Raw genomic sequence first — 21103 nt, 5'->3', positions numbered from 1 at the left:
GCAGTCGAGTGGATCTTGGCGTGCACCGCAGTAACCGGGATCCATGGGTCCGGGGTCTGCTGGGCAGATTCCAACGCCGAACAAGCCTGAGGCCAGGGCCGAGCAGATCGTCACCCCAAGGCGACCCGATCGAATCATCGCAGTTCAGGTGTCCTTTCGATGCGGGTGGAGAAACCGACGATGCCGCATCAGACCGGCAGGTGGTCGGTGTATGGGATCCAGACGTTGTCGCACAGCAGTGGCAGGCCCTCAGGAGACTGCGCTATCCCCTGACTTCGGCCGCAGTATGTTCCCGGGTCCCGGACTCCAATCAGCGGCGGCATGGGCCTCCAGTGCCCGTCGGCCTGGTCATGGACGCTGGCCAGGCAGAGGTAAGCCTCCCCGAATCTGCCCAGGCCGAACGGGAAGTGACGACGCGGCGCGCAGGACGCCCCGTTGATTGCTCCGCTGCGGACATTCGGTACGCAGCTCGGCTCGTCACACGGCGTGGCCGACGCGCTTGGTGCTGGTGCCGTGGCGGCTGCGGCGATGGCAGCGCACGACACAGCAAGCCTTGTCAGCGCAACCAGGTACAGGCGACGCGTTGGTGTGGCCGTCATGGGTAGCCCACCTCCGGGCAGAGGTTGTCGACGGCGACGTGGACGATGGAGCCGACTTCAGCGCCCCCGAAGCGTCGAGAGCTGCCGCCTTCGAGGGTGTTCCAGATGACCCCTTTGGCGTCGTCGGACGACCCTCCACTCCGGCGAACCTGACATGCCTGGTGTCCGACCCTGAGCACAACGTCGTCCGTCGGCCTGGGACGCAGCAGGTACTGGTCGACTTCAGCGAGGTACTGCCGTTCGCCAGGGCCGCTGGCGAACGGTTCGGCGTTTGCGGGCGTGGCCCCCGCGACGCCGAGACCGCCTACCGCGAGTAGAGCGCAGACTCCGGCTGCGAATCGATTTCGACGATAGGAGCCAGTGCACATGGTGGGCGGTGCGCAGGCCGGTGTAGGCCCGATCATTTGCCCTAGTACCGCTGCTCCACGCCTGACTATCTTCATCTCGTCCTCCGAAGGTGGGCTGATCTTCTGCTATTGAGCGGCCGCGGGTGCCGTCTACGCCTTTGGTTGTGGGTGCCGCTAAGACCTCCCGCGCCACCGTCACGGGCGAACCCAGGCAGGGCCCGGTCAGGGTGGGCCGTGTTGCCCCGATTGGCCCTGTGAGCAGAAGGCGAGCCAGACGGTTGGCCAGCGTCGCCGTCAGGCTGCCGCGGGATCCCAGCCAGCCTGGGTATGACCGCAACTGCTCGGAGCGCTACGGCGTCCCGCCGATACCGCCGTAGCCTCCGCGACCACCATCTGTAGGGCTGCCGCTAATTCCCGGAGTGCCGAAACCTCCGCGTACATTGCCGCCAAAGCCGCCGTTGCCGCCGTCGCCGCCTTTGCCGCCTACGCCGCTGACCGGGGTGCCCCAGCCAGTACCGAAACCACCGGTACCTCCATTGCCGCCGTTTCCTCCAGTTACGCCGCCATCGCCCGCGTTGCCTCCCTTTCCGCCGTCGCCACCATTCATGTGGGTGCCGGGGCCGGAGCCAGCGGAGTTTCCGCCCAGCCCACCGCGGCCTCCGTTGCCGCCCGTGTTGCCTCCGTAGCCGCCTACGCCGCCACTGCCGCCACGGCCCCCCGTGGCACCGTTGCCTGCCTTGCCTCCGTCGCCGCCGTTGCCCCCGTTGACGCTGCCGGTGCCGCCATTCCCGCCGGTAGCGCCGTTGCCGCCGGTTCCATTGAAACTATTGGCACCGTTGCCGCCGGATCCGCCGTTGCCGCCGTTTTCGCCGCCGTTGCCGCCGTTGCCCCCTATCCCGGCAGTCCCACTGCCCCCGGAGAGGTTTGTGCCTCCGGAATCGCCTCCGGACCCGCCGTTGCCGCCTGCCAGTCCGCCGTTTCCTCCGGCACCGCCTGTGCCGCCGTTGCCCCCCGAGAATGCGGGAGGTGAGCCGAGGTAGTAGTTAGCCGTCCCGCCCTTGCCCGCGTTTCCGCCGTTGCCGCCGATGCCGTTTTCGCTCGTGCCGCCGTTTCCGCCGTTTCCACCGTTTCCGCCGACACCGCTGTCGCCGGGGCGACCGTAGTAGTTCGCTACGGTGCCGTCTCCGCCGTTGCCGCCCCGCCCGCCGGAACCTAGGACGCTGGCGCCGCCGTTTCCGCCATTTCCGCCGTTGCCGCCGTTTCTGCTGTCCATACCTGGAACTGGGGCGTACGTGGTGACGCCTCCGTTTCCGCCGTTTCCGCCGTTTCCGGTCAGCGCCGTACCGCCCCCGCCTCCGTTCCCGCCGTTTTGCGGAACGCCATTGATGACGCCGTCGCCGTTGCCGCCACGCCCGCCGTTGCCTCCGTTGCCGCCCTGCGCGGCGTCACCGTTCGTGCCAGCGCCTGCCCGTACAGCGCCATCACCACTCAATCCGCCAGATCCGCCATAGCCGGAAGCCCCGCCGATGCTGGTGCTATTGCCACCGTTGCCGCCGGAACCGGCGGCGACACCGCTGCCACCGCCAGCGCCGTTTCCGCCGTTTCCGCCGTTTCCAGCGTTTCCAGCGTTACCTCCGTTGCCCCCGCGTCCACCAACGCCAGCAATACCTGCCTGCCCTGCGGTGGCGGTGCCACCTGTGCCGCCGTTGCCGCCTGTGCCGCCGTTGCCACCATCACCACCGATGCCTTCGGCGTTACCGCCGTCACCGCCTTTCGCCCCGCTTCCGGATGTGGCATCCGTACCAGTAGTCCCGTTGGCTGCGTGCCCACCTGCTCCGCCGCCTCCACCATCGCCACCTCGGCCGCCGTTGCCACCGTTGCCTGAGACGGTTCCGCCTGCACCGCCATGCCCACCAGTGCCGCCTGTGCCGCCAGCGATACCGTCGGTGCCATCACCCGAACCGTCGGTGATTCCTGAGCTGCCTTTTGATCCTGCGCCGCCGTTGCCGCCGACGCCGCCGTTGCCGAGTTGCCCGGCGTTACCGCCGTTTCCGCCGTTTCCGCCTGCTTGGGGTGACCCGTTAACCACGCCCTGGCCGGTGCCGCCCGTTCCTCCAGAACCGCCGTCACCGCCCGTGCCTGCAAAGCCGTTTACGCCACCAGTGGCCTGAGCGGCGTGACTGGCATCCCATCCGCCGAGCCCACCTGCACCAGCATTGCCACGGTCACCACCGTTGCCGCCGTTGCCGCCGGAACCAGCGGCGACACCGCTGCCACCGCCCGCGCCGCTTCCGCCGTTTCCACCGTTTCCAGCATTTCCAGCGTTACCTCCGTTGCCGCCACGTCCGCCAACGCCAGCAGCGCCTGACTGACCTGCGGCGGCGCTGCCACCAGCGCCGCCGTTGCCACCTGTGCCGCCTTTGCCGCCGCTTCCGCCGTCCCCGCCGTTTCCGCCGTCGATGCCGTTGTTGCCGGTGTTGAGCTGACCGCCCGCGCCTACCGAGCCGCCGCTACCGTGACCGCCGTTGCCGCCAACGCCACCCTGACCTCCGGCTCCGCCAGCCCCACCGTTTCCTGCATGTGACCCGCCTGCGCCGCCTACGCCTCCGTGGCCTCCCGAGCCGCCTGCTGAGCCATCCGCTCCCGAGGCTCCCCAACTGACTCCGGAGGTGCCGCCAGTGCCTGCGGCGCCGTTACCGCCCGTACCACCCGCGCCGCCGTTGCCGATGTTTCCGCCGTCGCCTCCTCGGCCTCCGTTGCCGCCGGAAGAGCCTGCCGTCGTCGCGCTAAAGCCGTCGCCTCCTCGGCCTCCGTTGCCGCCGCTAGCCGGGCTGTAGCCTCCCTGGCCGTCCGTGCCACGGGTCGCGCCATTGCCTGCACCGCTGCCACCGACGCCGCCGCTACTGGAATCACCGCCACGACCACCCACGCCGCCATCAGGGTGGGATGCGTCGCCCACTGCGCCGTTACCGCCGTTGCCTCCGGTCGCCCCTGCACCGCCCTTGCCGCCCGCGCCACCGACGCCATGAGCACCGGCGGTGCCATGGGCTGCTGCCCCACCTGCGCCGCCTAGGCCACCGTCCCCGCCATCGCCAGCGCTACCTGCGTTGCCGCCCGCCTGACCGGCTCCGTTATTGACACCGACCACGCCCTGAGCACCAGCCGCTCCGGCACCTGCGCCGCCACCGATTCCTCCGGCTCCGCCTGCGCCGCCGGTGCCACCGTTTCCGGCTTGTGAACCGCCCTGCCCGCCAGCGCCACCTCGGCCACCGGAACCACCGTCCGTTCCGTTGGTGCCGGAGTTACCTGAATTCTGGCCGTTCAGGCCGCTAGCCCCCGCCGCGCCATTACCGCCGCTACCACCGGCACCACCGTTGCCGAAGTTTCCACCGTCACCCCCGACACCACCGCTACCACCGGAGGTGCCCGGCATTGTGGCGCTGAGACCGTCACCGCCGCTACCGCCGTTACCGCCACTGGTTACTGCGTGGCCAGCAGATCCGGCCGTTCCGCTTATTCCGCCGTTGCCGCCAGTACCCGCTGCACCGCCACGCCCACCGCTACCTGCTGCACCAGCGTCGCCGCCGCGTCCGCCGTTACCGCCATCAAGGTGCCCCCCTGTGCCAGCGGCACCTGAGCCGCCGGTGCCACCGACTCCGGCATTACCGCCGCTCCCGCCCACGCCGCCATTGCCGTTGCTGCCCGAGCTTCCGAATAGGCCGCCATGACCGGCGTTCCCACCGGCCCCTCCGACACCCCCGACGCCGCCGGTACCACCGTCGCCAGCACTACCACCAGCCCCACTCGCGTTACCGGCGAAGGTGCCGACCGCCCCGTTACCGCCAGTACCACCGCTGCCAGCGACTCCACCAGCCCCACCGCTGCCACCTGAGCCGCCACCGCCGAACAGCATCCCGCCTTGGCCACCGGCCCCGCCGACACCGCCACTGCCGCCGTTGCCGCCGACACCACCGTCCGCGCCTGTGGCACCCGTACCGCCGATGAAACCGGCACCGCCCCTGCCTCCGGCACCACCGGTGCCCCCGCTACTGAACAAGAGACCACCGCTACCGCCGATGCCACCGGCACCACCGGTGCCACCGTCGAGATGCAGCGCAGTGCCGTCACCACCTGCCCCGCCGTTACCACCGTTGCCGCCGTTACCGAAGAAGAAGCCGCCAGCCCCACCAGCGCCGCCAGCCCCGCCGCTACCGCCGAACTGGCCGTCGCCGCCGTTGGTGCCGTTGCCGCCGTTGCCGAAAAGGAACGCGGCGTTGCCACCGACGCCGGGAGTGCCATTGATCGGGCCGGAACCGTCGGCCGTGAAAGTGGTGACCGGCGCGTCACCGCCGCCTGCGACGGCACTTCCAGCGTTGCCGCCGTTGCCGAAGAACCATCCGGCGTTGCCACCGCTGCCGCTGTAGCCGTATCCGCTGCCGCCGTCCCCGAACAGCAACCCGGCGTTCCCACCGTTGGGGTCACCGGCTGTTCCGTCAGCGCCGTCGCCGATCAGATACTGCCCCGATACAGAGTTGACGAAGTTGGCGAGCATTTGGCCGTCAGCGCTGTTGATCCAGGTGTCGATGGAAGTGTGCAGCGGCGTGTAGAAGAACTCGTTAAACAGAACTGCCCCGAAGTCAGGGTTGTTCAAGTTCAGGAGCAGGGCGTCCCAATTGTCCTGCACGATCAAGGCGCTCCACGCCGCGTCGAGAGCGTCGGAGTCAGCCCAGGTAGATGATTCGAACAGCGAGGCCACCGTATCGATGATCACGTCGTCGACTTCGGCCTGCGCGGACGGCGCGGCGGTCAGCGGCGTCATACCGAACGCCAGGAAGGCACTAACTGCGCTTCCAGCTCCAAGAGCACGACTCGGGACCCGATTCCGAAGTGACGAACGACCTTGCTCGACATTACGGCGACCGGTCATGCACATGCTCCTTAACTTGGGGGGAGTCAACCTAGGGCCACTGACGTGCGAAAAGGACGTGGAATCGAAGTGACTCCCGCCCTAAGCTCACAGTTTCATTAAAACTATCTGATGTTTTCATAATCGGCTAGTTTGACCTGTTTTCTGGACGCAAGTTCACATGGCCGATCGCGAACGGGCTCGCTGACCATACAGTCCTATTACGCATGGGTGCAATAGACCTGTGTACGTTGCACTCTGGCCGATTTCGCCTGGGCCGTATGTCGTTGGACACCGTGCACGACGACCAGCCCAAGCCAGCCCTCAACGAGACCACCCGCGTTTTCGGGGAACGGGTCCGCGATCGCCGCACGGCGCTCGGCCTCAGTCAGGAGGCCGCCGCGCTCCTCTGCGGTATCCACTGGACGCAGCTGGGAAAAGTGGAACGGGGCCAGCGCAGCCTGCGCCTAGAAACGATCATTAAGATCGCCGCCGGGCTGAACATCGACGCTGGTGAACTCGTCAGCAGACTGCCCGTGCCATAGCCCTGATCGTGTGGACGCGGACACCGGCCAGCATCCTCGGTCCGGCCTAGATTGGTCCGGTCTTGGCGTTGTGCGCTGGACAGTATGAAGAAGTCGCGCCCTTGACGATCCAGGTCGCGTTGTAGCTGGGGTTACGAACATCCCACATGTTCAGCTTCCCGACTACGGCTCCGGTGACGGTGGATGAGTCCTTGCCCTGGTCGAACAAGTTGCAGACTAGATGACCGGTGGCGATCAGCTCGCTTCGGCTGTAGTCCTTGACGTCGAATCCGGTATCCCGCAGGTACGACAGCCCATTTAGGAACTGCGAATCGGCACTGTCGGCCAACGCGGGAGTGGCCTGGCTAACCAGAATGGCTCCCGCTGCTAGACCTCCTGCCAAGGCGGCAGCGAACTTCGTAGTTCTCATTCGATTCCGTTCTGTCAGCTGCAATATGCAGCTAGGCGGATTGGCTCGGTCACAAACCGCGATGCGTGGTGTAGCTGGGGGCTTTACCCTTGTCCTAACTCAACGGCATCCCGAGGCGGATGGTTAGATCCGGCCCCATTCTCCCGAGGCGCATGAAAGCGGATAACCATCGGGCGACTGCGCATAGGAGATGCCGCCCGCGCCCCACATAGCGCATGCGGTACCGACTGTCTGGACTCCCATGAGAGGGCCGGTTAGAGGTCCGTCCCAGCGGAACACCGGATCAGCTGACCCATGGCACGCGAGAAGCTCGCCAGCGGCATCCCGGCCGTACACATACTTTGATCGTTCGCTACATGGCTGGCCTTTCACAACGTTGAACTCCATTCCTGGAACGTCTCCGCCCGGCTGTGCTATCGCCGAGTGCGGCGAAGACAGCAGGACGGCAGTCGACGTGACCGCGAGAGTCAGCAGAGGTCGAAACATGTGTTTTCTCATCCTTTTCTAGTCGCGCAACTGCGCACGCTGATTGCCCTGCTAAAGGCGCTTAGGCAGGTACTTTCCACGTTCCCCGCAAGTCGCGTGTTGGCTGATCTGGCGCGGTTCCGCCGACTAGGCCCCACCAACCGCCGCCAGCTATCGCAGCGGCGCTCAAGAGATAGCTTCCGGGCACTCGCCTGTCTGCCAGCCGATACCGTTGATCTCGGCGTTCCCGCGAGGATCTCCGGCGTAGTTGATCATGTTCGTGCACCGCAAGGGCATCCCTGGACTTGTTCCGGTAGTCGGTGCTGGGCATTCGCCGGTCTGCCAGCCGATGCTGTTAATTTCGGCGTTCCCGCGGGGATCTCCGGCGTAGTTGATCATGTTCGTGCACCGCAAGGGCATCGCACTGCTCGCAGGAGCGGTTATTAGTAGTGCGGTGATGCCGGATAGGTATACCGCGGTCCATACACCCATAACTAGCGTCCTCTTCATGGGGCGACCTTAAAGGGTGAACCAGACATACACCGCCGGTTTCCGACTCCTCCGCGACACGACCGGGCAATGGACACGCTCATTCATGGCGACGGCAACAGGGCCAGGTGGGTGACTCGACCGTCGCTGCGGCCGCCTCGCTGTCATGGGCACAGGTTGGTTCGGGCGGATTGCGTCATGTCATTGATCTTCGGGTGATACCCACTTATGGGTTCTATTGGCTCCCCCAACATCCAGTAGCAGACTGCCAGCGCCGCAGTTCTGACCGCTTGGACGTGAATCCCAGGCGGAACCCCTACGGCCCGCAGCTTGGTGCTGCGGACCGGTGATGATGCACTCATCAAGCGCATCATGCTTGGGAAGGGGCAAAAAATCGTCACGGCCCAACCGGTACCCAGACGAACTTCGGGGGCGGGCACCAGAGCGCCCATTTGCTCCCGTCGGTCGGGTCGGCCCACTGATGGGCTTCCGAAGCGAGGCAGGGCGTCCCGGTCACCCGCTTGCCGACACCGAGACCGTCGCTCATGCCCCACTCCTCGGGGGTGATGGCGGCAGCAGGGTACGCAAGTAGCACAGCAGACCCCAGCAATCCGGTGATGGCAATGGCGACACGGTTGCGACGCTTCGTAGGCGCAAGGTATCAGCCCGGGCCACTTGCAGGCGCCGCGTTTCACTAGAGGGCGTCGTCGCCATCGAGATCGTCGTAAATGCCCACCAAGCAGCACTCGATCACGTACTCGTGAATCGCGGCATCGCCGTACATGACGTATTCGCGTTTGAGCAGAGCGTCGTCGTCGAGTGCCTCAATCTCCGAAGCCAGCGCCGTGAACAGTTCCTGGCCGCGCCAAAGTCTCCCAGTACTGGTCTCTCTGTACCGCGTCACAACGCCTCCGCTACCAACATGCCCTGCCGAAGGGCCGCTCTTGCCAACACAGGTCAGTGCGGGCCGCTTCGTCATACGAGCCCACCCACGAGCGTGGGGGTTGGCGCGCCATCGAGGCGGAGCTTGGCGACAGCAACCCATGAAGCCCCTCAACGGTACCCAGACGGGCCGACGGAACCCGGCACGATCCTGATCCCGGGCCAACCTGAATTAGCCGTCCTCGACGGCCTGAGGCACTGTTGCCCCCTTCCAACAGCTGGGCGATTCCCCGCCCGGTCCGATTCCACCCGATACCACCGGCGTTCCAACTCCAGGCCGAGCAGAATCCGCGAACCCTCCGGTCGACCCAGCGCCTGCCGCAGCTCAGCGACAGTCGGGTCCCACGCCGCTCCGCAGGGCCATCCTGTAGTCGTCGCAAAGTTGGGCACCTCCAAGTAACACGAACAGGACACAAAGCGTGGTACAACAATCCCGCGCTGAGCGTCCTAGTCTCGGAGCCCGAATCGGTGGCCGTCACGCAAGCACCACCCCTCGCAGGTACGGCGACCCCAACGTCCGCCGGGATGCTGACCGGGCGCCCGTGCCAGATCGCCGGGTGCTGCTCGACTCTTCCTCGGCCCCGCGCGAATTAGCTGATCCCTAAGATAATTGCCCGCACAGCGCTTACTCGCGGCCTCGTTTTACCTGGTCAGAGCACACCGCTAGCTAACCTAGAATGGTCAGTTCCTTGGGGAACCGAGTCAGCAGGTCCGGGGCCTGCCCGGCAGTATCAGCGACCACGAGCGTGTCCTCGATACGGACCCCGCCACGATCAGCCAGATAGACGCCGGGCTCTACGGTCACCACAGCACCGGCAAGCAGTGTACCGTCGGCCGCCGCATTGATTCCGGGCGCTTCGTGAATCCGCAACCCGACCCCGTGGCCGAGGCCGTGACCGAAGGTCTCGCCGTAGCCGGCCTCGGCGATCACGGTGCGCGCGGCGGCGTCGACCGCACACAGTTCCACGCCCGGTTGCAGCGCCTCCCGGCCGGCCCGCTGCGCGGCCTGCACCACCTGATAGATCTCCCGCTGCCAGTCCGCGGGCGGCCCCAGCACGAACGTGCGGGTCATGTCGGAGTGGTAGCCGGCCACCAGGGCGCCGAAGTCGATCTTGACGAAGTCCCCGGCGGCCAGCACGGCGTCGGTAGGCCGGTGATGCGGAATCGCCGAGTTGGGGCCGGTGGCCACGATCGTCTCGAACGATGCGGCGTCGGCCCCGTGGTCGAGCATCAGGGCTTCCAGTTCCCGGCGGACCTCCCGTTCGGTGCGCCCCGGCCGCAGTCCACCGCGGTCCACCAGCTCACCCAGAGCCGCGTCGGCAGCCTCGCAGGCCAGTCGCAGCATGGCGACTTCGCCGGCGTCTTTGACCTCGCGCAGCGCCTCCACGGTGTTCGAGGCCCGGACCAGCTCGACGGGGCTGTCCCCGCCGGGCACTGCTCGCTCCCCCCGCAGGGCTGCCGAAAGGGCATCGAATCCGTCCACGGTCACCACGTGGGCCTCGAAGCCGACCCGCAGCGCCCCGGCCGCCGCAGCCTGGGTGAGAAGGTGCCGGGGCCCGGCGCGTTCGATCGCGACCTGCAGGTCGGGGGCCTGGCGGGCAGCCTGTGTGCGATAGCGACCATCGGTTGCCAACACCGGTGGCCGCTCGTCCGCATAGACCAGCAGCGCCCCGGCCGAACCGGTGAACCCGGACAGATAACGCACGTTGATCAGGTCCGTGACCAGCATCGCGTCCAGGTCGGCGGCGCCGATCGCAGCACTCAGACGCGCCCGACGGGAGGAATGTGTCACGCGGTGTGACGGTACTCGCTACGCTGTGGCCCCATGAGCAAGTGGTTTCTGCGCGGGCTGGTGTTCGCTGCACTGATGGTCGTGATCCGCCTCATCCAGGGGGTGCTGATCAACGCCTTCGAGGCGCAGGCCGGTCTGATCAGCCTGGCATTGATGATCGTGTTCGCGATCGCAGTGTTCGTCTGGGGCCGTTCCGACGGCCGTGAGGACGCCAAAGCCACCGCCGACCCGGACCGGCGCGCTGACCTCGCGATGACCTGGCTGGGCGCCGGGCTGGTCGCCGGACTGCTCAGCGGCTTCGTCTCGTGGCTCATCGGCCAGGTCTACAAGGCGCTCTACATCAGCACCTTCTTCAACGAGCTGACCAGCTTCGCGGCCTTCACCGCGCTGCTGGTGTTCGTGGTGGCGGTGGCCGCCGTGGCCCTCGGGCGCCGCGCCATCGACAAGGAGTACGAGAAGCATCCGGAACGCCGCCCGGTGCGGGCCGCCGCGGAGGAGAGCCAGCCGCCGACCGACGTGTTCGCCACCGTCGGCGCCCCCGCGCTGGCCGCTGAAGAGACCGGTGCCGTACAGACCGAGGCTGCCGCGCCAGCTACCGAGGCGACGCTCACCAGCCCCGACGGTCTTTCGGGAGGCTTCACCACCGAAGAGTTCCCGGCCGACACCGACGCCACCACCGAGTTCCCCGTGATCGAGGACAACGGCGGCACCGAGACTCAGTCTGACAGCGCGGTATCCGAAACCGAGTCCGCCGCAGACTCACCTTCCGACGACTCGACCAAGTAGCGCAGCGCCAGCAGGTAACCCCGCACTCCGAAGCCGACGATCACGCCGTTGGCAATCGGGCTCAGGTAAGAGTGCCGCCGAAACTCTTCGCGCGCATGCACATTGGAGATGTGCAGCTCGATGAGCGGGGCGGGCAGTTCAGCGCAGGCGTCCCGCAGCGCCACCGAGGTGTGGGTCAGCCCGCCGGCGTTGAGGATCACCGGTTCGGCGGCGTCGGCTGCGCAGTGAATCCACTCCAGCAGCTCGGCTTCGCTGTCGCTCTGACGCACCACCACATCGACCCCGAGTGCGGCCGCTTCCCGCTCGATCAGCGCCTGCAGATCCGCATAGCTGGTGCTGCCGTAGACGTCGGGCTCGCGCCGGCCCAGCCGTTGCAGGTTGGGGCCGTTGATGACGTTGATCCGGTTCATCGCCGCTCCAATCGGAATCGCCGGCCCACCTCGTCGTAGGCGGCCGCCAGCAGCATCGGGTCAGGTCCCTCCAGCCGGCCCGGCTTCGCCAGGCCGTCGAGCACCACGAAGCGCAGCACACCGGCCCGAGTCTTCTTGTCCCCCATCATGTATTCCAGCAGTGCCGGCAGGGCGTCCTCGTAGTAGCTGACCGGCAGTCCGAGCGACAGCAGGATCGAGCGATGCCGGTCCGCGGTCGCGTCGTCGAGCCGTCCGGTGATGCGGGCCAGCTCGGCGGCGAACACCAGACCCACCGACACCGCGTCGCCGTGGCGCCATTGGTAATGCTCCAGCGCTTCGATCGCGTGCGCCAGAGTGTGGCCGTAGTTGAGGATTTCGCGCAGATCCGATTCTTTTTCGTCGGCGGCGACCACCTCTGCCTTGACGGTGATGGCCCGCCTGATCAGCTCGCCGAGCACCTCGCCCGCCGGATCCATCGCGGCAGTCGGATCGGCCTCGATCAGATCCAGGATCACCGGATCGGCGATGAAGCCGGCCTTGACGATCTCCGGCATGCCCGCGACGATCTCGCGCTGCGGCAGCGTCTCCAGGGTGGCCAGGTCGACCACGACGGCGGCCGGTTGGTGGAACGCACCGACCAGGTTCTTGCCGGCTTCGGTGTTGATGCCGGTCTTACCGCCGACCGCGGCGTCCACCATGGCCAGCAACGTGGTGGGCACATGCACGATCGAAATGCCGCGCAGCCAGGTCGCGGCGGCGAATCCCGCGACATCGGTGGCGGCGCCGCCGCCGAGACTGACCAGCGCGTCACGGCGGTCTAGGCCGATGCGGCCCAGCACGTCCCAGATGAAGCCGAGTACCTGCAGCGACTTGCCGTCTTCGGCGTCCGGGATCTCGATGCGGTGCGCTTCGATCCCCTTGTCGGACAGGTAGGTTCGGATGCCCTCGGCGGTCGCCTCCATGGTCGGCTGATGCAGGATAGCGACCTTGTTGCGCCCGGCGAGCAACCCGGCGAGATCACCGAGCAGGCCTTTACCGATCACCACCGGGTACGGCGGGTCGGTGGCCACCGTCACGGTGATCGGCTCGGGAATGTCGGTCACTTGCGTCCTCCGGTCTGTCGTGCGGCCACGGTGGCGGGTGTAGGTGGCGAATCGGCGGGCGTCGGTGCTGCCGGTTGCGGGTGCGTCCGGTCGGCGGGGGCGCCGGCCTCCAGCCGAGACACGATATAGCGCACCACCGCACCCGGGTTACGCCGGTTGGTGTTGACCCGGATCGTCGCGAGCCGTCGGTACAGCGGCACCCGCTGCGACATCAGCTCACGGAACTTCTCGGCCCGGCCGGGGCCGGCGAGCAGGGGCCGTACCGTACTCCCGCTGGTACGACGTACGCCTTCGGCGGCGCTGATCTCCAGGAACACCACCGTGTGTCCGGCCAGCGCTTCGCGTACCCCGGGGGTGGTGACGGCTCCCCCGCCGAGCGACAGCACACCGGAATGCTCGGCCAGCGCCTCCCGGATCACGTCTTCTTCGATGCGACGGAATTCCGGTTCGCCATCGGTGGCGAAGATGTCGGCGATGGTACGACCGGTGCGGGCCTCGATGGCGGCATCGGTGTCGAGCATCTCAACGTCGAGAGCCTTGGCCAGGCGCCGTCCTATCGTGGATTTGCCCGCCCCGGGCAAACCCACCAGAACCGCTCTGGGCGCCATGGGCTACCCCGAGGCCCGTTCCTGGTCCGCCGCCGGCACCCGGTCGGCCACCGAACGCCGGTAGGCCTCGATGTTGCGCCGGGTTTCGGTCAGCGAGTCGCCGCCGAACTTGTCCAGCGCGGCGCGGGCCAGGACCAACGCGACCATGGCTTCGGCCACCACGCCGGCGGCTGGCACCGCGCACACGTCGGAGCGTTGATGGATCGCGACCGCTTCCTCGCCGGTGGCCATGTCGACGGTGGCCAGGGCGCGCGGCACCGTGGAGATCGGCTTCATCGCCGCACGCACCCGCAACGGCAGACCGTTGGTCATGCCTCCCTCGAGGCCGCCGGCCCGGTTGGTGGAGCGCACCACACCGTCCGGCCCGGGGTACATCTCGTCGTGGGCCGCGCTGCCGCGCCGGCGTGCGGTGGTGAAGCCGTCGCCGATCTCGACGCCCTTGATCGCCTGGATGCCCATGATCGCGGCAGCCAGCTGGCTGTCGAGCCGGTCATCACCGCTGATGAAGGAGCCCAGACCGATCGGCAGGCCCGACACGACCACCTCGACCACACCGCCCAGCGTGTCGCCGTCGGCCTTGGCTGCCTCGATCTCGGCGATCATGGCTTCCTGGGTGCCGGCGTCAAAGGCACGCACCGGGCTGGCATCGATGGCGGCCAGATCGGCCGGTTGCGGCACCGGACCGTCGTAGGGGTCGGACGCGCCGATCGAGATCACGTGGGAGATCACCTGAACGCCCAACGCCTGGTCCAGGAATGCCCGGGCGATGGTGCCCGCGGTGACGCGAGCGGCGGTCTCACGTGCGCTGGCGCGTTCGAGTACCGGGCGGGCGTCGTCGAAGCCGTACTTGAGCATGCCGGCGAAGTCGGCGTGGCCGGGCCGCGGGCGGGTCAGCGGCGCATTGCGGGCGCCGCCCTCGCCGTCCAGCACCGCCGGGTCAACCGGATCGGTGGACATCACCGTCTCCCACTTGGGCCATTCGGTGTTGCCGATCTCGACGGCGATCGGACCGCCCAGGGTGATCCCGTGCCGCACCCCCGACAGCACGGTGACCGCATCGGCCTCGAACTTCATCCGGGCCCCGCGGCCATAGCCCAGGCGCCGGCGGGCGAGCTGATCGGCGATGTCAGCCGAGGTGACGGCCACTCCCGCGACCATGCCCTCGACCAGGGCCACCAACGCGCGACCGTGCGATTCCCCGGCGGTTATCCAACGCAACACGTGTCCCATCTTCCCATGCCGGTCAGGCCCGCCCGGGCTTGGAGGAGGTTACGGTTGCACACACGCACGGCTCAGTGCTGCGGCAACCGGGATTCGATCCGGTTCGAGACCCGCCAGCCGGGTTCAGGAACCGTTTTTGAGGATCAGGTAGGTGACGGCGTCGCGACCGTTGCTCGGCGAGGTCACCGCATTGAGCTGACTACCGGCATTGCCGACCACCCCGTCGAGGATCTGGTCGAAGTCCTCCGCGGAGGTCTCCGGGTCGATCAGCACTAACGGCGATTCACCGGGCGGGACAGCGGAACTCGGGTCCAGCAGGTAGCCGCCGAAGGAGTCCGCGTTGGCAGCCGAGGTCTGCGCAAACAGGTCCAGCCATTGCACGGTGGCGTCGTTTCCCTCGGCGCTGGACAGCTGAATCGCCGGAACCTGCACGTCAGGCAAGGACGGAGATGCCATGTTGCCGGCAAGGACGATGCCCCCACCGACGGCGACCGCGGCAGCTGCCACGCCCCCAACTACAGCTCGCTTCACGGTCACCCCCTCTGGCTACGCACCGGTCAGCAGCAGTTCAATAGAGCCGATGTTACCTAATAGCGGGCTGAGCGGCAAACATTTCCTGGCAAGGTCACAGGCGACGTTAATTTACGTTCCCTGAGCATTACATCCCCGAACCGGCGCCGGCAGGCACCCGTTCACCAGCCGGCCAAGCCCGCCGCCAGGGCGCTGGCCAGGCACATCGACGGCCCATGCGGCACCGTCGGCCCGCGGCCCGCCATCGCCACGAACAGCCCCCACAGCCCGGTCAGCAGCGGCGCGGCCAGCGCCGCCAGCAGCCACACGTCAGCGCCGAAGGACCCGGTCAGCGCCCCGAGCGCGACCGCCAGCTTGACGTCGCCGGCACCCAATCCGGCCGGGGCGATCAGATGAACGACCAGATAGACCCCGGTAAGAGCCGCCGCGCCCGCCAGCGCCGCCGGTCCTCGACCCACGACGGCAGCCAGCGCCGGAACCAGCACCGCCGCAGGCAGCGTCAACCAATTCGGCAGTCGGCGCTGGCGGATGTCGTAGCCGCTCAGCAGCGTCAGCCACGCCAGCACTGAACCCGCCGCCACCACTTTCGGCCCGTCCATGGCGCCATGCTCAGCCGAGGTCGGCGACCGCGCAAGTCATCTCCGCGCGAGGCGCGGGCCGGCCTGTGAACAGCTCAACCTGGGTGAACGCCTGATGCAGCAGCATCTGCAGGCCGCTGATCACGGTGCCGCCGGCGGAGCTCACCGCGGTGGCCAATGGCGTCGGCCACGGATCGTAGAGGGCGTCCAGCAGCACAGGCACCCCGGCCAGAACCGGCGCATATCGGGCTGCGACGTCAGCCGGAAGAGTGCTGACCAGTACCGACGCGTCGGCGGCCGCCGCGGCCAGGTCCGGGTCATCGAGTGCGCAGAAGCGAGCCGGCACACCGACTTCGGTGGCCAACGCCACCACCCGCGCGGCGTTGTCGGCGTTGCGCGCGGCCACCGTGATGTGGCTGGCACCCAGTTCGGCCAGCGCCACCACCGCGGCCGGCGCGGTGCCGCCGGAGCCCAGCACGATCGCTGACCCCGACACCGAACCGAGCGCCCCGCTCACCCCGTCGACATCGGTGTTGTCGGCTAACCATCCGGTTGCGGTGCGTACCAGTGTGTTCGCCGAGCCGATACGTTCGGCGCGGCGGGTGCGTTGGTCGGCGAACGCCAAGGCCGCGAACTTGCCCGGCATGGTGACCGAGACGCCGACCCATTCCGGTCCGAAACCGGCGACCAGCGCCGGCAACTCCTCGGCGCCACATTCGATGCGCTCATAGGTCCAGTCCGGCAGACCGAGCGCCCGGTAGGCCGCCAGGTGCAGTTGCGGTGACCGCGAGTGCGCGATGGGCGAGCCCAGCACCGCGGCCCGCCGCGGCCCGGGCTCAGCGGGAGCTGTCGAGGACACCGTTGTCCAGCGCCATCTCGATGTTGGTCAGGTGCTGCTGGTAGTTGTGCGTGAACAAAGTGGTGCCATCCTTGTCGATCGTCACAAAGTACAGCCAGTCGCCCGGCTCCGGATGCTCAGCGGCATGCAGGGCGTCGGTGCCCGGTGAGCAGATCGGAGTGGCCGGCAGACCTTCGGACGCGTACGTGTTCCACGGCGTCACCTTGGCCCGGTCGGCGTCGGTGGTGGCCACCTCCTGGCGGTCCAGCGGATAGTTGACCGTCGAATCGAACTCCAGCCGCTGCGGCTCCCCCAGCCGGTTGTCGATCACCCGGGCCACCTTGGCGAAGTCGCGCGGCAGCGCTTCACGTTGCACCAGTGAAGCCACCACCAGCATCTCGTAGGGAGTCATGCCCAGCTGCACGGCAGTGCCCGGCAGGCCGGACCTGTCCAACTCCGCACTGCTTTGGCTGATCAATTTCGCCAGCACGGTAGGCGCCGACGCGGTCGGGTCGACGTTCCAGGTGCCCGCCGTGATCAGCCCCTCGATGCGACGGTGGTCGCGCCCCATCTTGCTGACCGGCCCCAAGGCCCACTCGGGCACCGACAGTGCCTGCGGCGTCTCGATCTCCGCGGCGCGGCGCAGATCCTGGGCCTTGAGACAGGTACGTTCACCGTTGAGGTCCAGGCAGCTGGCCTCGGCGATGAGGGTGAACACTCCAGGAGTCACCCGGTCGGTCTTCATGTCGGTGGTGTCGTCGAGTTGACGACCCTCCGGAATCACCAGCTTGCCCACCCGATTCTCCGGGTCGCTGAGCTGCTGCACCGCAGTGGCGGCTGGGATCTCGGCCCGCAAGCGGTAGAAGCCGGGCTGGATCGCCGCGATGGCGGAGTTGCCCTGCGCGGCGCTCAGGAACGTCCCGACGTTGGCGATCACCCCCGCCTCCAGCATGGTTTCGGCGATCGCGGTGGTGAAGTCGCCCTCGTGCACCTCGATCAGCACCTGCTGGCCGCCGTCACCGGTGAAGTCGACGACGGGACCACTGGAGTGCCAGTACTTGGACCCCACGAAGACCCCGGCGATCGCGACCAGGACGATCAGCGCCACACCGAGGCCCCGGGCGATGCGGCGGTGCCGGTTGAGCTGGCGTCGCCGCCGGTTCTCCCGGGCCCGCTGGGTGCGGCTCATCCGGCGCCTCGGCGGCCCTACCGCCGCCGGTCTGGCCTTCTTCCCGAACTGGTCGTCAGACATCGTCGTCCTCCGTCGGGGCCGGCGCGCCCAGGGCCCGGCGCTGGTCGAGCCAGCTCTGCAGAATCGTCACCGCGGCGGCCTGGTCGATCACCGAACGCTGACGTTTGGAACGCATCCCGGCCTGGTGCAGTGACCGCGCCGCGCTGACCGTGCTCAGCCGCTCGTCGGCCAGCCGCACCGGGGCGAGCCGACGTCGCTGGGCCAATACCCGGGCCAGGTCGTCAGCCACCGCGATGGCGTCCGCGGCGGCCGAGCCGGCCCGGTCGGCCAGGGTGCGCGGCAAGCCCACCACCACTTCGACGACGTCATATTCGTCGGCAAGGTCAGCCAGGCGGCGCAGGTGCGAGCCCGACGCGTGTCGTCGCACGGTCTCTACCGGGGTCGCCAAGAGTCCGTCGGGGTCGCTACACGACACTCCGATCCGCACACTGCCCACATCCACCCCGAGTCGTCGCCCGCGCCCGGGATCGTCCGACCTGCCGGGCCGGTCCGGGGTGCGATGGTGGGGTGAGGTCACGCCGGCGCGCTCCGGGCGACCGACGCGCGGATCGCCGCGAGCGCGGCCTCGATCCCGGCGGGGTCCTTACCGGAGCCCTGCGCCAGATCGGCCTTGCCGCCGCCGCGGCCGGACACCGCCGCCGCCAACTCCTTGACCAGGTCGTCGGCGCGCAACCCGAGCTCTTGCGCGCCGGCGTTGGCGGCCACCACGTAGGGAACGCTGTCGTCACCATCGGCGATGAGAGCCACCACCGCGGGCGTCTCCCCCAGCTTGCCGCGGATGTCGCCGACCAGCGAACGCAGGTCGCCTGCGCCGATTCCGCCCGACATCCGCTGCGCCACCAAGCGCACGTTACCGATTTGTTCGGCGCCGGCGGCGGCGTTCACCGCGGCCGCTCGGGCACTGGCCAGCCGGGCGCGGTCCAGTTCCTTCTCGGCGGCCTTGAGTCGCTCGACCAGGTTGGCCACCCGGGCCGGCACTTCCTCGGAGGGCACCTTCAACGACGAGGCCAGCCCCGCCATCAGCGCCCGCTCCTTGGCCAGATGCCGGAACGAGTCCAGCCCGACATAGGCCTCGACACGGCGCACACCGGAGCCGACCGACGACTCTCCCAGGATGGTCACCGGACCGATCTGCGCCGAGTTATGCACGTGGGTGCCGCCACACAGTTCCAGCGAGAACGGCCCGCCGATCTCGACGACGCGCACCTTCTCGGGGTACTTCTCGCCGAACATCGCCATGGCGCCCATGGCCTTGGCCTTCTCGAGTTCTTCGGTGAAGGTGTGTACCTCGAAGTCGGCCTGCACCGCCTCGTTGGTGACCTCCTCAACTTGGCGGCGTTGCTCATCGCTGAGCGCGCCCTGCCAGTTGAAGTCGAACCGCAGATAACCGGGCCGGTTCAGCGAGCCGGCCTGAACCGCATTGGGCCCCAACACCTGCCGCAGCGCGGCGTGCACCATGTGGGTGCCCGAGTGGCCCTGGGTGGCCCCCTTGCGCCAGCCCTGGTCCACCGCTGCAGTGACCGTGTCACCCTCGACGAATTCGCCGGACTCGACGTTGACCCGGTGCACGAACAGTGTCTGGGCGATCTTCTGCACGTCGGTGACCGTCGCCTGGGCAGCCCCGGCACTGATGGTGCCGGCGTCGGCGATCTGTCCGCCGGCCTCGGCGTAGAGCGGGGTGCGGTCCAACACCAGCTCGATGCGATCGGCGGCCATGCCCTTCTGGTCCTCGTGCGATACCACCGGCACCCGCTTGCCGTCGACGAAGATGCCCAGGATGCGGCCTTCGGTGGTGAGCTCGTCGAACCCGGTGAACTCGGTGGGTCCGGCGTCGATCAGCTCCCGGTAGGCGCTCAGGTCGGCGTGGGCGTGCTTGCGCGCGGCGGCGTCGGCCTTGGCCCGCTGCCGCTGCTCGGCCATCAGCGTGCGGAACCCGGCCTCGTCGACCTGCAGGCCGGCCTCCGAGGCCATCTCCAGCGTGAGTTCGATCGGGAATCCGTAGGTGTCGTGCAGGGCGAAGGCGTCGCTGCCGGAGAGCACGGTGACCCCGGCAGACCGGGTGGCTGCCGCCGCGTCCTCGAACAGCTTCGAGCCCGAGGTCAGGGTGCGGTTGAACGCGGTCTCCTCGGCAACCGCGATCCGGCTGATCCGGTCGAAGTCGGTGACCAGTTCCGGATACGACGGACCCATGGCATCGCGCACGGTAGCCATCAGGTCGCCGACGATCGGGCCTTCGATGCCCAGCAGTTTGGCCGAGCGGATCACCCGGCGCAGCAACCGGCGCAGCACGTAGCCGCGGCCGTCGTTGCCAGGGCTCACGCCGTCGCCGATCAGGATGGCCGCGGTGCGGGAGTGGTCGGCGATGATCCGGTATCGCACGTCGTCGGCGTCATTGCCACTGTTGTAGCCACGCGGCGCGCGAGTGGCCACCAGATCGATGACCGGCCTTACCAGGTCGGTCTCGTACACGTTGTGCACGCCCTGCAGCAGGAAGGCAACCCGCTCGATGCCCATGCCGGTGTCGATGTTCTGGCGCGGCAGCGGCCCGAGGATCTCGAAGTCCTCCTTGGAGGTGCCCTCGCCGCGCTCGTTCTGCATGAAAACGAGGTTCCAGATCTCGATGTAGCGGTCCTCGTTGGCCACCGGGCCGCCGTCGACACCGAACTCCGGGCCGCGGTCGTAGTAGATCTCCGACGACGGGCCGCAGGGCCCGGGGATGCCCATCGACCAGTAGTTGTCGGCCATGCCACGGCGCTGGATCCGCTCAAGCGGCAGTCCCGCGATCTCCTGCCACAACGCGATGGCCTCGTCGTCGTCGAGATAGACGGTGGCCCACAGCCGTTCGGGGTCGAGTCCGTAACCACCGTCGGCGACGCTGCCCGTCAGCAGCGTCCAGGCCAGCTCGATCGCACCGCGCTTGAAGTAGTCGCCGAACGAGAAGTTGCCGGCCATCTGGAAGAAGGTGTTGTGCCGGGTGGTGATGCCCACCTCGTCGATATCCGGCGTGCGGATGCACTTCTGGATGCTGGTGGCGGTGGCGTACGGCGGGGTGCGCTGACCCAAGAAGAACGGCACGAACTGCACCATGCCGGCGTTGATGAACAACAGGTTGGGGTCATCCAGGATCACCGAAGCGCTGGGCACCTCGGTGTGGCCCGCTTTCACGAAGTGATCGAGGAAGCGTTTCCTGATCTCGTGTGTCTGCACTATCTATCGCTTCCCGCCGTCTCATCCGTTTAGACGGCACTACAGTACCGGGCTGCCGATCGGGTTCTCTGCAGG

19 protein-coding genes and 1 riboswitch are annotated in these 21103 nt (G+C 67.9%); of the genes, 3 read left to right on the top strand and 16 right to left on the bottom strand.

Features of this window, described 5'->3' with window-relative positions:
• Positions 1-595 precede the first annotated feature (595 nt).
• Positions 596-805, bottom strand: a complete 210-nt coding sequence (locus EJK91_RS23185; protein WP_444850827.1) for a DUF732 domain-containing protein — start codon at positions 803-805, stop codon at positions 596-598.
• Between EJK91_RS23185 and EJK91_RS22530 the strand changes: the two genes are divergently transcribed.
• Positions 761-916: a hypothetical protein gene (locus tag EJK91_RS22530; protein ID WP_241178722.1), complete on the top strand. Its 156-nt coding sequence runs from the start codon at positions 761-763 to the stop codon at positions 914-916. The genes EJK91_RS23185 and EJK91_RS22530 overlap by 45 nt on opposite strands.
• Before the next feature lie 379 nt (positions 917-1295).
• Here the strand turns inward: EJK91_RS22530 and EJK91_RS22980 are convergent, their stop codons facing one another.
• Positions 1296-5765: a PE family protein gene (locus EJK91_RS22980; RefSeq protein ID WP_164517989.1), complete on the bottom strand. Its 4470-nt coding sequence runs from the start codon at positions 5763-5765 to the stop codon at positions 1296-1298.
• A 368-nt stretch (positions 5766-6133) separates the two neighbouring features.
• Between EJK91_RS22980 and EJK91_RS16295 the strand changes: the two genes are divergently transcribed.
• Positions 6134-6397, top strand: a complete 264-nt coding sequence (locus EJK91_RS16295) for a helix-turn-helix domain-containing protein (RefSeq protein WP_241178721.1) — start codon at positions 6134-6136, stop codon at positions 6395-6397.
• A gap of 46 nt (positions 6398-6443) precedes the next feature.
• Here EJK91_RS16295 and EJK91_RS16290 read toward each other — a convergent pair whose 3' ends face one another.
• The 4 genes from EJK91_RS16290 to EJK91_RS16280 form a co-directional block, all read right to left on the bottom strand.
• Positions 6444-6725, bottom strand: a complete 282-nt coding sequence (locus tag EJK91_RS16290) for a DUF732 domain-containing protein (protein WP_241178720.1) — start codon at positions 6723-6725, stop codon at positions 6444-6446.
• Between the two features lie 1432 nt (positions 6726-8157).
• Positions 8158-8307 (bottom strand): hypothetical protein, encoded by a 150-nt coding sequence (locus tag EJK91_RS21830; RefSeq protein ID WP_164517988.1) that lies wholly within the window; start codon positions 8305-8307, stop codon positions 8158-8160.
• Between the two features lie 147 nt (positions 8308-8454).
• Positions 8455-8664: a hypothetical protein gene (locus EJK91_RS16285; RefSeq protein ID WP_125079447.1), complete on the bottom strand. Its 210-nt coding sequence runs from the start codon at positions 8662-8664 to the stop codon at positions 8455-8457.
• A 31-nt stretch (positions 8665-8695) separates the two neighbouring features.
• A riboswitch (SAM riboswitch) is annotated at positions 8696-8809 on the bottom strand.
• A gap of 560 nt (positions 8810-9369) precedes the next feature.
• Entirely contained in the window at positions 9370-10494 is a 1125-nt protein-coding gene (locus EJK91_RS16280) for a M24 family metallopeptidase (protein WP_125079446.1), read from the bottom strand.
• A gap of 33 nt (positions 10495-10527) precedes the next feature.
• Here EJK91_RS16280 and EJK91_RS16275 point away from each other — a divergent pair, with 33 nt between their 5' ends.
• Positions 10528-11280, top strand: coding sequence for a B-4DMT family transporter (locus EJK91_RS16275; RefSeq protein ID WP_206430431.1), 753 nt, complete (start codon positions 10528-10530; stop codon positions 11278-11280).
• Here EJK91_RS16275 and aroQ read toward each other — a convergent pair.
• The 10 genes from aroQ to alaS form a co-directional block, all read right to left on the bottom strand.
• Positions 11211-11690: a type II 3-dehydroquinate dehydratase gene (aroQ, locus tag EJK91_RS16270; protein WP_125079445.1), complete on the bottom strand. Its 480-nt coding sequence runs from the start codon at positions 11688-11690 to the stop codon at positions 11211-11213. The genes EJK91_RS16275 and aroQ overlap by 70 nt on opposite strands.
• Positions 11687-12793 (bottom strand): 3-dehydroquinate synthase, encoded by a 1107-nt coding sequence (gene aroB / locus EJK91_RS16265; protein WP_164517987.1) that lies wholly within the window; start codon positions 12791-12793, stop codon positions 11687-11689. Before aroB ends, aroQ begins: the two co-directional genes overlap by 4 nt.
• The gene (locus EJK91_RS16260; RefSeq protein WP_024442171.1) at positions 12790-13401 is read right to left on the bottom strand and encodes a shikimate kinase; all 612 of its coding nucleotides are present in this window, start codon (positions 13399-13401) and stop codon (positions 12790-12792) included. The genes aroB and EJK91_RS16260 overlap by 4 nt, the downstream gene beginning before the upstream one ends.
• A 3-nt stretch (positions 13402-13404) precedes the next feature.
• Positions 13405-14622: a chorismate synthase gene (gene aroC / locus EJK91_RS16255; protein WP_024442170.1), complete on the bottom strand. Its 1218-nt coding sequence runs from the start codon at positions 14620-14622 to the stop codon at positions 13405-13407.
• 123 nt (positions 14623-14745) lie between these two features.
• Complete coding sequence (locus tag EJK91_RS16250) at positions 14746-15129, bottom strand: hypothetical protein (RefSeq protein ID WP_024442169.1); 384 nt, start codon at positions 15127-15129, stop codon at positions 14746-14748.
• A gap of 185 nt (positions 15130-15314) precedes the next feature.
• Positions 15315-15752, bottom strand: a complete 438-nt coding sequence (locus EJK91_RS16245; RefSeq protein ID WP_024442168.1) for an A24 family peptidase — start codon at positions 15750-15752, stop codon at positions 15315-15317.
• 10 nt (positions 15753-15762) lie between these two features.
• Entirely contained in the window at positions 15763-16590 is an 828-nt protein-coding gene (locus EJK91_RS16240) for a shikimate dehydrogenase (protein ID WP_036457711.1), read from the bottom strand.
• Positions 16568-17821 carry an endolytic transglycosylase MltG gene (locus EJK91_RS16235; RefSeq protein ID WP_024442166.1) on the bottom strand — a complete coding sequence of 418 codons (1254 nt, stop codon included), beginning with the start codon at positions 17819-17821 and terminating at the stop codon, positions 16568-16570. The genes EJK91_RS16240 and EJK91_RS16235 overlap by 23 nt, the downstream gene beginning before the upstream one ends.
• Entirely contained in the window at positions 17814-18338 is a 525-nt protein-coding gene (gene ruvX / locus EJK91_RS16230; RefSeq protein ID WP_024442165.1) for a Holliday junction resolvase RuvX, read from the bottom strand. The genes EJK91_RS16235 and ruvX overlap by 8 nt, the downstream gene beginning before the upstream one ends.
• On the bottom strand, positions 18335-21028 hold the full coding sequence (alaS, locus tag EJK91_RS16225) for an alanine--tRNA ligase (protein WP_024442164.1): 2694 nt from the start codon (positions 21026-21028) through the stop codon (positions 18335-18337). The genes ruvX and alaS overlap by 4 nt, the downstream gene beginning before the upstream one ends.
• Positions 21029-21103: the final 75 nt, after the last annotated feature.

This window comes from Mycobacterium sp. P7213 (assembly GCF_900604305.1).
Taxonomy (GTDB): Bacteria; Actinomycetota; Actinomycetes; order Mycobacteriales; family Mycobacteriaceae; genus Mycobacterium.
Note: the sequence above shows the minus strand (reverse complement) of the source record. Positions and strands in the feature narration are given on the sequence as shown.

Coding starts and splice junctions, on each gene's coding strand:
- EJK91_RS16245 (WP_024442168.1), bottom strand. CDS start 15,752: ATGGACGGGCCGAAAGTGGTGGCGGCGGGTTCAGTGCTGGCGTGGCTG.
- EJK91_RS16295 (WP_241178721.1), top strand. CDS start 6,134: ATGTCGTTGGACACCGTGCACGACGACCAGCCCAAGCCAGCCCTCAAC.
- aroQ (WP_125079445.1), bottom strand. CDS start 11,690: ATGAACCGGATCAACGTCATCAACGGCCCCAACCTGCAACGGCTGGGC.
- EJK91_RS16260 (WP_024442171.1), bottom strand. CDS start 13,401: ATGGCGCCCAGAGCGGTTCTGGTGGGTTTGCCCGGGGCGGGCAAATCC.
- EJK91_RS22980 (WP_164517989.1), bottom strand. CDS start 5,765: ATGACGCCGCTGACCGCCGCGCCGTCCGCGCAGGCCGAAGTCGACGAC.
- EJK91_RS16275 (WP_206430431.1), top strand. CDS start 10,528: ATGAGCAAGTGGTTTCTGCGCGGGCTGGTGTTCGCTGCACTGATGGTC.
- EJK91_RS16235 (WP_024442166.1), bottom strand. CDS start 17,821: ATGTCTGACGACCAGTTCGGGAAGAAGGCCAGACCGGCGGCGGTAGGG.
- EJK91_RS21830 (WP_164517988.1), bottom strand. CDS start 8,307: ATGAGCGACGGTCTCGGTGTCGGCAAGCGGGTGACCGGGACGCCCTGC.